Genomic DNA, 12,016 nt, shown 5'->3' with positions numbered 1-12,016 from the left:
TGCTGCGGCGCAGCAGCCAGGCCAACACCGACTTCACCGACCCCGACCACCTCATCAGCACCCTCCGAGACGGTCTCCGCCAGATCCAGTACCGCGGCAACCTCATCAACGGATGCCTCGCCGAAACCGCCCTCACCTTGACGACATCACGGCGACAACATCAGTAGAGGTACGGCTGGGGGCGGCTGCGGTGGAGCTGCGGTCGTTGCAGGGTTGGTTGCGTGCGGATCCTGAGGTGCGCCGGTCGGCCGCGGTTGAGATTCGTGGTGGTGTGCCTGGGCGGGGGGAGACGGGCACGGGGCTTGATGTGCTGCAGTTGGTGACGGGGAGTGGGTGGAGTGCGGCGTCGTTCGTGCTGGCGGTGGTGGTGTGGCGGCAGTCAAGGCCGCAGCGGCCGCGGGTGGAGATCCGCCGGGGAGAGACGGTCGTCGTCCTCACGGACTGTTCGCAGGAGGAGATCGAGCGGGCGGTCCGGGCGCTGGGCGCCGCCGACCCTGATGAGGGAGGCGGTCGTTGAGCGTGCTGCCTGACCCGGGCGCATCGCGGGCGGTCCTGGTGGGCACGGGCTATGAGCATCTCGAGCAGTTGCCGGCGGTCTCGAACAATCTGACGCCGTGCTTACCCTTGCGGGCCGCGGCGTCCAGCCCTTCGAGCGTCGCCTTCCGGATGTCTCCCGCTCGGTCTCCGCCATCGCGGCGAAGAAGCCGAACAACAGGCGTCCTGGGCCGGTGGGGTCGTAGATCCCGGCCAGCGGCCCGGCCAGCATCTCCAGTACCAGGCCAGTCGGTCGGGAAGTAGGTGGGACAACCAGTACCGCGCCTTCGTACCGGGAGATCCAGGCCCGATTCCAGAACCCACGGCTGGTGACAGCCCCCCAAAATGCCACCAAACGAAGTCGAAGATCGAAGAGTCCGTTGCGGGTTTGGACGGTTGACGGCCCCGAAGATGTCCCCGCGTGGCGGCAAGGCGAGTCTCAGTCGGGCAGTGACCGGGCAGGCGATGTCCCGGACAAGTCCGGGACAGGGCTCTGAACAGGTCGGAACAGCGGCGCCCTGTCCGGGACAGCCCCTTCCTGTTGTTCTGGATCCTCCGAGCCAACAAGCTCTTGGCGTCGCCCCAACAGGGTGGCGAGACCGCCCCCGTCGGGGGATGGGTATTCAACTGAAAGGGACACGAGAGAATGCCTCGTACTCGCAATATCCTGCTGCCCTTCGCCATGGCAGTTGCGGCGGGAACCCTCGCTGCGACCGGAACAGCTCCTGCAGTGGCGGCCGCCCCTGCGCCGTCCGGAACATCCCCTGCACCTGCGGCAGTGGCTGCGCGAGCCCTCGCCTGTGGCGTTACCGGATCCAACCTTGACCACAGCGCTTACGCGCAGCACTTCACGCGGAACGTCAACCTTCGCACGGGTCCGGCCTGGCGATGCGACATCAAACATACCGCCGCCCCTGTCAACTCGGTCGACTACTACTGCTCGACCGACGAATTTACGTACCTGCGTACGGCGTCGACGAAGTACGGCTGGGTTTACAACGGCTACCTGGACGACGGCGGTTCTTCCATTCCTTGTGGTTGACCAGCAAGTGAGCTGATCGTGCGTCCGCGGGCCGCCGACTGGCAGCCCACAGGGACACCGAGCCCTGGCCCGGTGTACGTATGGATGCAGCACAGTTGACCGGGGCGCCGAGCTTGCCAGGACGAGTCACTGTTCACGTCAGCACTTGGGGTGTGATCTAGTCTTCTTCGTCCAACTGCCAGAGCGAGGGCTTTTGCGGGTCAGGCGTCGGGTCCTCCTTGCGCCTCTCCTTCGGCCACCGGTTGGCGGTGTACCGCCAGTCCTCCGCCGTCCGGCGCTCGACGCCGGACCGTCAGCCTGCCTGCTGCGCAGGCAGGCTGACGGTCCGAGATGGCTGCGGCGAGCCCGAGAAAGCCGCCGACACCGTCGTCCGCTGCAGCCCCGCCCGGCGGGCGAGATCCGTTTTGTTCAGCCGGCTGCGGCACAGCCCGTCCTCAAGCCTCCCGCGCAGCTCGGTAAGTGCCGGATTATGGCTGTTCTGCTCCTCACGTGCACGGCCCCATCCCCCCAAGGTGGTGTCTTCGCCGGTGTTCACCTTCGTCCCGGCGAACCCCGGGACACACCTCTTCCACGACCTTCGATCACGTCAACGCACCATCATCTACCGGGAGCTTGCGTGACCGTCGCGTCGTTCTCCCGACCACCGCACTCATGATCGTCGTCGCGCCCTTGGCCGCCGTCCAGGTGGGCAAGCTCGCCCGCCTGGACGGCGCCACCTCCCCCGCTGCCCTCACCCGCGCCGCCACCACCATCGGTGCGGTCATCAACCTCGCCACGGCCATGGCCGGCACCCTCGCAGCCTTCCTGACCTGAACCAACCGAGCCGCTGTGCCGATCGCAGGTTGAACGGAGGTGCCTCCCGTTCTCGCGCACATCGAGTTTGCGGGCAAACGCGCGGCTCCCAAGGCTCGTGCCGAAACGACGTCGCAACTCGCGTGCATGGCCAGGCCGGAGGTCAGCGGGCGCGGGTCACGGTGACGAGGTACCGAACGGGGCGTCCTACGGTTCCTCAGGTGCCGTCCGGCAGCGGCCGTCACTCTCGGCTCGTCCATTACTCGTCAGGTTCGGGCGTGCGGTTCGGTTCGACCGCGGGCGGCCCTGCTGGATCACCAAGCGGTTCGAGACCTCGGCGGGCGCGCTCCATCTCTGCCTCTGCACGAATGCGATCGTTGTCCGCGAGCCGTATCTGCACCGCGATGTCACCTCGGGCACGCATCACCTTCGAAAATGCGGTAGCGATCACGCCGATCAGGGTTCCCACCGCAGTTGTGACAGCGATGAGTGTTGTGATGACCTGCGGTGCGTCTGCCGGGGCAAGGTGCGGAGTCGCATATGGGTAGTGCATGAGGTCGCGGTAGTAGTAGCTGTGGATGAGATCTCGGATACCGAGATAGGCAGACACCACAGAACACACGAAGGTTAAGACGATCAACGCGTACCGGCCAGGACGCTCCGCGGGGGAGGCGCTGAGCCACGCGCGAAACCGCGGCAGACGCAGGGAAGGTCCCTCATATTCGTCCAGCGGCCAGGACGGCCATGCGATCAATACGAGAATCGAAAGGATGGCGGCGGTCAGGATGAGGCAAGCGGTGCGTGAGTCGTTGAAGAACACGGTTCATCCTCACTGAGGTCAGTATCGCCCGCCTGCCATCATCCCAATCGTTACTGTTTCGGCCACTTCTTCGAGAACACCGCCGCTGCCTCGTCGAGCGGTGGGAGGCGCCGGTAGGTCCAGCCGATGTCCGCGCACGCCCGTGCCACCGCCTCGGCGGCGTTCCTCGCGCGTTCGCCGCCCGCGTCGGGGTGGCTGGGGCAGTCGGCGAGCAGCGCGGTGCCGTCGGCACGGCGGGCGAAGAGCTGCGGCACCCCAGGAACGCACCTGCCCGCGTAGATCACGCCACAGCAGCTGCACCTGCCGTCCCGCCAGGCCCGTCACGTCCGGGTCGCGATCCAGCACCATCAGCTGGGCGCGCATCGTGTTCGACCCGGCGGCCACGTGCCGCCCGGTGGTCGCCGACCACCACAGGCCCGGCCCCCAGCGCCGCCCCGGCACGGCCGGGAACGCCGACACCGGCGGCAAGTCCTCGAATGCCACGGTCATGGCGGCATCCGCCCACCGCTGCTGCACCGTCTGCCCCACCGGGTCGAGGAACACCGCCTCGAACCCGCTGCCCTGGCCCACGCCCGCCCGGCTCCGGGGCCGGGCTGCTCCTGTGCTGGTCACCCGCGGCAGCCAAGCCGCTCCCGCCCGTCCGGACCGCCGTTTTCAGTGTTCCTGCCACGAACGAGTGCCGTATCAGCTAACAGCCGACTTCTCTCTGGCGGATCGTGCTCAGCCGCCGTTCTCCTGCCTGTCCGCGGTCAGCATCTCCCGGAGCTTCTCGACAAGCATGTCCACCCACCGGGCCACCTCTTCCAGGGGCACGCCGCCGTTCACCGCCGCCAGAGCGGTCCGCTTCCAGGCGTTCTCGATCAGACCGGCGCTGTCTCCGAGGCCGCGCAGCAGCCGCCGGGCGACGTCGGCGGTCGGACCGCTGTGCACCCCGCGCAGCTGCAGCAACTGCTCCTGGACGCTGTCGATGGTGCTGGTGATCAGCATGCGCTGCTCGGCGGGTACCGCAGCCCGCCACATCGTCCCCGAACCGGGTGCCTTCTTCTCCTTGCCCAGCACCCGCAGCTGGCCGGCCATGGTCGCCGCCCGGTGCTCTTGCCGCAGCCACCACGGGTCGTTGTCGTACCCAGGCGGCCCGCCGGCGCCGCGGCGAAGGCGGATGACGCTGCCCATCCACGCGATCCGCCGCGGCCAGCGGCCCCAGCCACCCCCGCCCCACCCGCTCACCGAGCCGACGGCAGAACAACCCGTCCACGGGCACGCGGCCGGCGTGGCCGGGCAGGAGGATGTCCCGTGCCACTGGATCTTGACCGTTTGCCATCGGACTTTGACGGACGCGAGTTTGTGTCATCGGAGTTTGATCACCGCAGGTCAGCGCACCTTCGGTGCGCGCCGGGGGCGTGGTAAAACCCGTGGCGCGCTGGAGGTGCTTCTGTCTGCCCTGACGGCCATCTGCACGGGTGCAGTGTCGTCACCGTTCCGTCACAAGTAGCGCCGCACGGAACCCTGCCGCTCTCCCGCCCTGTCTGCACTCACGTACCACGACCACGCGTACCGCGGGGCAACAACCGACGACCGAAACCCGCGGACGAGACGACTCAGGGGGACGACAGCATGCGTCACAGCAATGGCATTCGCAGGGCGGCTCTGGCGACGACGGCGGTCACGGCCGTCGCGGCGGCGGTGACCGGCATCCTGCCCGGCACCGCCATGGCGGCGAGTACCACCACCTCCACCCCGCCGCCCGCCTGCCTGGCCTCCGCCCTCCAGGTCAGCGCCTGGCAGGCCGTCCACCGGCCCGTCGGGACCGGGACCGGGGCGGCGGTCGTGCAGTTCACCAACGTCTCCCGGAGGACGTGCGTCCTGAAGGGCCATCCGACGGTCGCGGGCGCTGGCAACGGCTCCCCCGCCCACAACACCCCGCTCAAGGTCACCCCCACCGGCAGGGCGGCCACCGTGACGGTCCGGCCGCACGGCAAGGCGTGGGTGAAGCTGACCTTCGTCCAGGTCCAGGGGGAGGCCGACGGCTACTGCGTGTCGGGCAAGGACCCGGTGACGTATCCGACGATGGTCATCGGGCTGCCGCACTCCGGGAAGCACCAGGTCGCCCTGAACGACGGGGTGTGGGCCGAGTGCGACAACAAGGTGACCGTCACCCCGGTCTCGGCGGTCAAGCCTTCCTGATCCCCCCGTCCCCACAAATCGAGCAGCCTGCATGACGATCGCAAGGCTCTGACTTACACGTTTACGAGGAACTGCACATAAGTGCAGGTCAGCGACAGCGCACCGAAGGTGCGCTGAGTCGCTGACCTGCACTGGACCTTGGCCGCACGACGGCACAGGAGGGCCAGCGCTCCTACAAGGCCGCCCACGGCGCCACGTGAACGACCACCCGCACCCACACCGCTGCGGTCGGCAACCGCCCGCACGGGAAGTCCGCCATGGCCGATGCCGTGGGCCGGCGGTGACATCTGCCGCATCTCCAGGGACACCATGCCTGGCCGCTGTCACCCCCGCATGTCCGGCGTTCGGACACCGAGTACGCCCATGACGGCAACCGGCTCGCCTGGTGGCGCGACCGTCGTCGCCACCGGTAGCGCCCAACACGTCATACCAGGACGCGGCCTGCATGGCGGGACCCCAGTCGGTCCCGCCATGCCAGACGCCTCGCTTCTCGGCGAGTCCGGACAGCGTCAGCGCGTAGACGCCGTGGCCGGCCGCTTCCAGATGCGGCACAAGGCGGGGATGGCCTCCCGCCCACCCAGGCTCCAAGCAGGACAAACCGATCCCGTTGAACCGGTGGATCACGCCCCGGACCGTGTCCTCGTCGGCCTGCACCAACTTCGCGATCACCGGCACCCGGTTCCCGCCAGCCGAGGCCAGCAACATCATCGCGCGCCGGTAACGCACCGAACTGGTGCTGCCCCGGCGCACGATCTGCTGCAGCTTCTGCCCCTCCTGATCAGTCAACCTGCGCACACGGACAGGCTCAGCCACCACACCCCCAGCGGTCAGATCGTGGTCAGAGCACTAGCTGTGGGTCCGAGCGGTTGCTCCGTAGCCCGTCTTGAACGCTGAGTGCCACATCTCGTACGAGATGTGGCAGGCGCCGAGGAGGACGTCGGATCGGGTACATCCATCCCGGCGCGGGCTTCTCGCTGCGCCTGAACCCCTCAGCTTCCCGTGTCCGCCCCGAGATCCACGAAGTCGTCCTTCAGACCGAGCGCCTTTGCGGTGATCATGACGGTGTTGTCGGTGGCCGGAACGGACGTACCGCCGGGCAGTACCCACACAGCGCCGCGGTAGCCGTCCTCGCCCCCGCCGCCGACGATCAACTCCGGGCGGCCGTCCTTGTCGAGGTCGCCGACGGTCAGTGATGATCCGAACTCATCGCCGCTTTCGGAGCTGCCGGGTACGTTCGCGGTGTCCTGAGTGATCGTGTAGGAGCCGGTGCCCAGGGTGCCACTCCTGCGGCCGGGAATGACGGTGACGGCTCCTGCGTCCCTCTTCGCGCCGATTGCTTCCCCGGGTGCGCCCACCACGATGTCAGCGAGGCCGTCGCGGTTGAGGTCGGTCACGGTCAGAGAGGAGCCGAACTCGTCGTCCCGTTCGGCTGCTCCCGGCACGCCGGTGGTTCTCTGGTCGACCCGGACAGGGCTTGCCGTGGCCGATACGCCGCTCTTGGAGCCGTACCAGATCGAGATGCGGCCGCCCAGCGATCCGTCGGCCGCGGTGGCGTGGGCGTCGTCCGGGTCACCGGCGACGAGATCGCCGTAGCCGTCCCCGTTGATGTCGCCGACCGCTGCTACGAGGCCGTCTCCGCCCTGCTGCGGCGCGTACGAGGCGTTCGGATCGTGGTCGACCAGGACATCGCCGCCACTGCGGTCACCGAGCCGGACCGTGCTCAGCACCCGCTCCGGCCTTCCGTCGCCGTCGAGGTCACCCAGCGCCACATGGGCCAGGGACGGTGTGGCGCGGTCGTTCTGCACCAGGGTCGGCGCACCCCCGGGGGCAGTGGAGGTGCCGAACGGGCCGCCGTAGAGCACCGACCCGTCCCAGCCGCCGGCCAGGACACGCGCGAACGACTTGCCCTGGGGGTAGGCCGCCACGTCCAGACCGTAACGTGCACCTTCGGCGACGGGGGTGCGCAGCGTGGTCGCCTTGGAGAGTCCTCTGCGCCCGCCCCACAGCACGGTGACCGCGCCGGCATCCGCCGTGGAGCCGTTGTCTTCGAACGGCGCCCCCACGATCAGGTCCGCGTAGCCGTCCTTGTTCAGGTCCGCGAACGCGGTCGCGGCGCCGAAGAAGTCGTCGGTTTCGGCGCGCCCGGGACGCCGGCGGTGTCCTGCGTGATGACGACGCGCTTCTGAGTGGACACCCGGTTCGCCGAACCGTAGAGGACGACCACCGCGCCCGCTCCCTTCTTGCCGGACACTGTCGCGGCCGGTGCGGGCAGCGCCACATCGCGGTAACCGTCGCCGTTGAAGTCCGCGGGGATGCCGATCGGCGAGGCGACCGCCTGTCCCGGTACGAACACCGAACCGGTGATCGATGCCACCATCAAAGCAGCGGCCCACCGGCCCCTGCACGCGCCCATCTTTACATCCCTCCCCCTGATGCGTGCGGCCAGCCCGCACGCCAAAGATCATCGCCGAAGCATAGAAGCGCCACCGTCGCAGCGCTACGCCGGGGCGTTGAACCGTCTCGGCCCTCGGCCGCGCGCCCTTTGCGCGGCTGCGCTCGGACAGGGATTTCCGAGCGCGGTGTCCGGCCAGCGGAACTCGCAGGCGTGCCCTGCTGGTTGGTCTTCTCGATCGACTGCTTACTCTCCAGTGCTTCCAGGGTGTTGCGCACGGTGTGCACCGACGTCGACCGGTCGGGGGGGCTTGCGAGCTCGTCGAAGACCTCATGGGTCAGGCGCGGCTCTGCGGAAACCGACACGATGGCGAGGACCAGGGCCTGCAGAGTGCTGCTGCTTCGGCTTGTCGGCCTGCGCCGCCTTCGGCCGGCACGACGCGCAGCGGCTGCTCGGTGCCCCGGTCACCCCTCAGGACGTACGTGCCATGAACGGCCGCCAGGCCAAAGCCGCCCGGCGGCTGCAAGCTGGCATCGACCGCCGGCTGGCCGCCGGACGCCTGGTGGCCCTGCTCGAACAGGACGGCTTCACCGGCCCGGGCTACGACCTGGATCTCTGTCCTGCGCGGTTGGATGCACTCCGGCTACATCTTCGACCTGGTGGACCCTCGAGGGCGGAGCAAGCATCACCACCTACTTCATGGGAGCGTGCGCGTACGACTTCCCCAACGAGTTCCGCCGGCACCGGGCCAGCGAAGCCCGCCAGCACCGCGCCCTACGCCGGGAGAAGGAGCTTTACAGCCCACCCGTCAGCACACTCGACGTCGCCCAGGAGGTCCTGGGCAATCTGAGCGTCCTGGACGAACTGGGGGAGATCAACGACCCACGCGTCCAAGCCGTCGTGGCCCTGACCCTGGACGGCTACTCACAAGGCGAGATCCGCGAGCTGGTCGACGCCACGACCGTCCGTGCCGTCGAAGGCTCGCTGTACCGGTGGAGAACTGAAGCCAAGCAAAAGAGGAGGGGGGACCGTGATGACTAGCCGCGACGACGAATTCACCACACTGCTCAACGCGTCATCGCTAGTACTCCAGCTGTAGATGGTGATCTTGCTGGTGGGGCCTGTAAGGGAACGGGCGCGGCCGCCGTTGATCATCGTCGGTGTGGACTGACGACGAGACGGTGGCCACTCCACAGCGTAGATCCTGCACGTTCACTGTCGGCCGGCATGCCGCCGGGCACCAGCAAGCGGTCCGGACCTGCTCTCGGACCGGACCGCTCACCGCGTGCTATTCCTCGCTAGGCCGCTTGGCCCGCCGGGTGGAAGTTGATGCGTTCACGGATGACGGGGAAGCCAGCCTTGGCGAAGTTCGCGGCCATGGGGAAGTTGGCCTGGTCCGTCGCTCCGCTGACGACCTCCGCGCCCTGCTCGACGAGGAGGTGGGTGCACTCCGCGAGGAGGTCGTAGGCGTAGCCGCGACCGCGCTGTTCCGGGACGACTCCGATGAAGCCGATCGTCGGGCCGGAGGGGTTGTGGGCCGGGATGTGGATGCCGGCCAGGTCGCCCTCCGGCGTGTGTGCGATCTGCCACCATTCCCGTGGGGAGGGGCACCAGTGGAAGAAGTCGAGTTCCTCCTGGGCGGCCTGGTCGAGGCCGCCCTCCTCGATGGCCCTGAGCGCGTGGGCGTCCAGGGTGGCGGAGTGGATGCGGCGCAACGCGTCGAAGAACACGGTGTCGTCGGGTTCGGCACTGAAGCGCAGGCGTCCGGGCCGCTCGGGCAGACCTCGCTCGGGGGTCCAGCGGTACAGGAAGCGTTCCACCAGGACTTCGTACCCTGCGGCTCGTGCGGCGGCGAAGCGCGCCTCGGCTCCGGCGCGCAGGTAGGTCTTTTCCCGCCAGCCGCCGGGCAGGTTGATCTCGAGTTCGACCTGCCAGGGAGCGGAGCGCAGGAGTTCGGCCCCGGCCTCCTCCTCGCCCTCGGCCACGTCGAACCAGTTGATGTTGACGGGCTCCGAGTCGTCGGGGCCGCCCCACCACGCACCGCGTGCGACGACCTCGCCGTCGCGCAGGGCGACGCGCTTCCAGTCGGGGCGGAACCGGGTACGCCGGTGGCCTTCACCGGCGCCGAGGGGGTCGGGGTGTGCGTCGAAAAGATGTGCGTCGCTCGCGGAGAGCGCGCGGATGACCGTATCGGTCATGGATTCCTCCGGGATACAGGCTGCTTGGAGCGCTCCCGGTCAGAACTGACGAACTACGCCGGGATAGCGGAAGAGGGAGCGCTGGAAAGGTGTGAACTGCACGGCACTCGCCTCCTTCCATCCATCTCCGGGCGTGAAGCCACACAGTACGTGATCTTCCGCGGGTCCGTCCACGGATTTCCGCGCCCCTTGAAGGAGGGGTTCGCGGGACGATGCAGAGCGCTCTCTAAGGCCCGCGGGGCCGTACGCGGACTGTAGTGCTCCAACTGTGTGGATTGTGATCTTGCTGGTGGGGCCGTTACGGGAACAGATGCGGCAGCCGTTGATCATCGTGGGTGTGTGGACTGACGACGAGACGGTGGCCACTGGTCACAGCATAAATCCCGCACGTTGGCGGGAGGCGTTTGAGGTGGCCATGGGGTTCATCGCGGGCCGGTTCGCCCGCTATGAACCCCGCCTACGGGCCGGGCGGTTGGTGCTGGGCCTGCTGTCGGACCTGCCGCGCAAGAACTGCTGGACGATCGCGGAGTGGGCCGGCGAGGCAACCCCGCGCGGCAGGCAGCACCTGCTGTGCCGGGCGTCCTGGAACGCCGATGCCGTCCGCGACGACGTCCGCGAATACGTCGTCGAGCACCTCCACGACGATGCAGCGGTGCTGGTCGTCGACGAGACCGGCGACGTGAAGAAGGGCACCCACACCGTCGGGGTTCAACGCCGGTACACAGGCACCGCGGGACGGATCGAGAACTCCCAGGTCGCCGTCTACCTCGTCTACGCCGGCGCCCGGGGACGCGCGCGGTGGACCGGGAGCTGTACGTCTCGCGCTCCCGGACGGGCGACCCGGACCGCTGCCGGGCGGCTCCAAACGTCGACTCCACGGTGTGCCGCGCCCACCAGCACGCCGCCGGGGCGAGGAAAAGGGGGAGCTGCAGAAGGAGCCGCCCGGTGGCGTCGCCGTGGAGCCGGACGACCACGGGCTCGGGCGCTCGCGCGGTGGCCTGACCACCAAGCTGCACCTGGCCATCGAACAGGGCCAGAAGCCCATGTCCATCATGATCACGGCCGGGCAGCGGGGTGATTCCCTGCAGTTCGAGCCTGTCCTGAGCAAGGTCCGTGTCCCGCGTCTCGGGCCGGGAAGGCCGCGTACCCGGCCAGGTCGGGTGCGCGCCGACAAGGCGTACGCCTCCCGGAAGAACCGCGCTTACCCAAGGTCGACCAAGTCCGCAACCGCAAGAACGGCGGTTCCAGCGGTGGCCGGCCGCCGAAGTCCGACCCGCAGGACTACAAGGCTCGGCACGCGGTGGAGTGCGGGATCAATCGCCTCAAGAGGCACCGGGCCGTGGCCACGAGGTACGACAAGCTCGCGGTGCGCTACGAGGCGACCGTCATCGTCGCGGCCATCAACGAGTGGCTGTGATTGCCTGCAACACCGTCGGGATGGTGAACTGCAGCTCCGGGCGCTCCCAGGCAACCTTCGGCGGCGATGGAGCAACTGTCCCCACGCGCTTCGCTCCCATGCGTCGGTAGAACTCCTCTGCCGGCGGATGGGCCACCACACGCACACTGGTCAGCCCGGCTTCCCCGGCCTGAACGATCATGTGCTCGACCAGGTGCCGACCGATACCCAGCCCTTGCGCCTCATCGGAGACGAATGCCAAGTCCAACTCCGACGGCTCCAGCACGAGGGAGTAGAAGCCCAGTATCTGGTCGGATGCATCGACGGCCACGAAAACCCCATGGCGGGCGATGTACTCCGCTGTGACCCGGTATCCGGAGATGATCGAGGCGTACTGCCCTTGATAGGCACTGGACTGCTGAATCAGCGAGGTAAGGCGCTGCGCATCCTGCGCGATGGCACGCCTGATCGTCGTGGACTGCATCCGTCAGAGTATAGGGGCGTATGACGCCCGCACCCATTACTTCTTCCACTCGAGATGCACTTCCGATACACGCCCTACTTGATCTTTTCGTAAGTTCGGTGGGTGGGGTGGGTGGATGGTGAGTCCGGTGTGGGCGAGGAAGGACCACGGCAGTTGTGGGTTGTGGTTGATGCG

The 12,016-nt window shown here is 68.2% G+C and carries 11 protein-coding genes and 4 pseudogenes; 6 read left to right on the top strand and 9 right to left on the bottom strand.

Features of this window, described 5'->3' with window-relative positions:
- Positions 1–112 precede the first annotated feature (112 nt).
- A complete protein-coding gene (locus tag ABZ079_RS36355; protein WP_356943712.1) occupies positions 113–517 on the top strand; it encodes a hypothetical protein in 405 nt (134 codons plus the stop codon).
- Positions 518–1,868: 1,351 nt separating this feature from the next.
- Here ABZ079_RS36355 and ABZ079_RS36350 read toward each other — a convergent pair.
- Positions 1,869–2,111: a hypothetical protein gene (locus ABZ079_RS36350; protein ID WP_356943711.1), complete on the bottom strand. Its 243-nt coding sequence runs from the start codon at positions 2,109–2,111 to the stop codon at positions 1,869–1,871.
- 116 nt (positions 2,112–2,227) lie between these two features.
- On the opposite strand from ABZ079_RS36350, the gene ABZ079_RS36345 reads away from it, so the two are divergent.
- The gene (locus ABZ079_RS36345) at positions 2,228–2,389 is read left to right on the top strand and encodes a hypothetical protein (RefSeq protein WP_356943710.1); all 162 of its coding nucleotides are present in this window, start codon (positions 2,228–2,230) and stop codon (positions 2,387–2,389) included.
- A gap of 238 nt (positions 2,390–2,627) precedes the next feature.
- On the opposite strand, the gene ABZ079_RS36340 is transcribed toward ABZ079_RS36345, so the two are convergent.
- The 3 genes and pseudogenes from ABZ079_RS36340 to ABZ079_RS36330 all read right to left on the bottom strand — a co-directional run bounded on the left by ABZ079_RS36340 (position 2,628) and on the right by ABZ079_RS36330 (position 4,361).
- Positions 2,628–3,188, bottom strand: coding sequence for a hypothetical protein (locus tag ABZ079_RS36340; RefSeq protein WP_356943709.1), 561 nt, complete (start codon positions 3,186–3,188; stop codon positions 2,628–2,630).
- An 89-nt stretch (positions 3,189–3,277) separates the two neighbouring features.
- Positions 3,278–3,758, bottom strand: a pseudogene (locus ABZ079_RS36335) (TnsA-like heteromeric transposase endonuclease subunit); the annotation flags it as partial.
- Between the two features lie 150 nt (positions 3,759–3,908).
- Positions 3,909–4,361, bottom strand: coding sequence for a hypothetical protein (locus ABZ079_RS36330; protein WP_356943708.1), 453 nt, complete (start codon positions 4,359–4,361; stop codon positions 3,909–3,911).
- 441 nt (positions 4,362–4,802) lie between these two features.
- On the opposite strand from ABZ079_RS36330, the gene ABZ079_RS36325 reads away from it, so the two are divergent.
- Positions 4,803–5,372 carry a DUF4232 domain-containing protein gene (locus tag ABZ079_RS36325; protein WP_356943707.1) on the top strand — a complete coding sequence of 190 codons (570 nt, stop codon included), beginning with the start codon at positions 4,803–4,805 and terminating at the stop codon, positions 5,370–5,372.
- Positions 5,373–5,927: 555 nt separating this feature from the next.
- Here ABZ079_RS36325 and ABZ079_RS36320 read toward each other — a convergent pair.
- From ABZ079_RS36320 to ABZ079_RS36310, 3 genes and pseudogenes are all read right to left on the bottom strand, one after another.
- A pseudogene (locus ABZ079_RS36320) lies at positions 5,928–6,185 on the bottom strand (helix-turn-helix domain-containing protein); the annotation flags it as partial.
- Positions 6,186–6,361: 176 nt separating this feature from the next.
- Positions 6,362–7,441, bottom strand: a complete 1,080-nt coding sequence (locus ABZ079_RS36315) for an FG-GAP repeat protein (RefSeq protein ID WP_356943714.1) — start codon at positions 7,439–7,441, stop codon at positions 6,362–6,364.
- Between the two features lie 20 nt (positions 7,442–7,461).
- The gene (locus tag ABZ079_RS36310; protein WP_356943713.1) at positions 7,462–7,749 is read right to left on the bottom strand and encodes an FG-GAP repeat protein; all 288 of its coding nucleotides are present in this window, start codon (positions 7,747–7,749) and stop codon (positions 7,462–7,464) included.
- A 714-nt stretch (positions 7,750–8,463) separates the two neighbouring features.
- Here ABZ079_RS36310 and ABZ079_RS36305 point away from each other — a divergent pair.
- A complete protein-coding gene (locus ABZ079_RS36305; RefSeq protein WP_356943706.1) occupies positions 8,464–8,805 on the top strand; it encodes a hypothetical protein in 342 nt (113 codons plus the stop codon).
- Between the two features lie 257 nt (positions 8,806–9,062).
- On the opposite strand, the gene ABZ079_RS36300 is transcribed toward ABZ079_RS36305, so the two are convergent.
- A complete protein-coding gene (locus ABZ079_RS36300) occupies positions 9,063–9,962 on the bottom strand; it encodes a GNAT family N-acetyltransferase (RefSeq protein ID WP_356943705.1) in 900 nt (299 codons plus the stop codon).
- A gap of 415 nt (positions 9,963–10,377) precedes the next feature.
- Here ABZ079_RS36300 and ABZ079_RS36295 point away from each other — a divergent pair.
- Positions 10,378–10,823: pseudogene (locus tag ABZ079_RS36295) on the top strand (transposase); the annotation flags it as partial.
- Between the two features lie 20 nt (positions 10,824–10,843).
- Positions 10,844–11,203: pseudogene (locus ABZ079_RS36290) on the top strand (transposase); the annotation flags it as partial.
- Between the two features lie 159 nt (positions 11,204–11,362).
- Here ABZ079_RS36290 and ABZ079_RS36285 read toward each other — a convergent pair.
- On the bottom strand, positions 11,363–11,842 hold the full coding sequence (locus ABZ079_RS36285; protein WP_356943704.1) for a GNAT family N-acetyltransferase: 480 nt from the start codon (positions 11,840–11,842) through the stop codon (positions 11,363–11,365).
- Positions 11,843–12,016: the final 174 nt, after the last annotated feature.

The sequence above is a fragment of the Streptomyces sp. NPDC006314 genome, from assembly GCF_040613075.1.
Classification (GTDB): domain Bacteria; phylum Actinomycetota; class Actinomycetes; order Streptomycetales; family Streptomycetaceae; genus Streptomyces.
The sequence above is the reverse complement of the archived record's forward strand: the minus strand, read 5'-3'. Positions and strand labels throughout refer to the sequence as shown.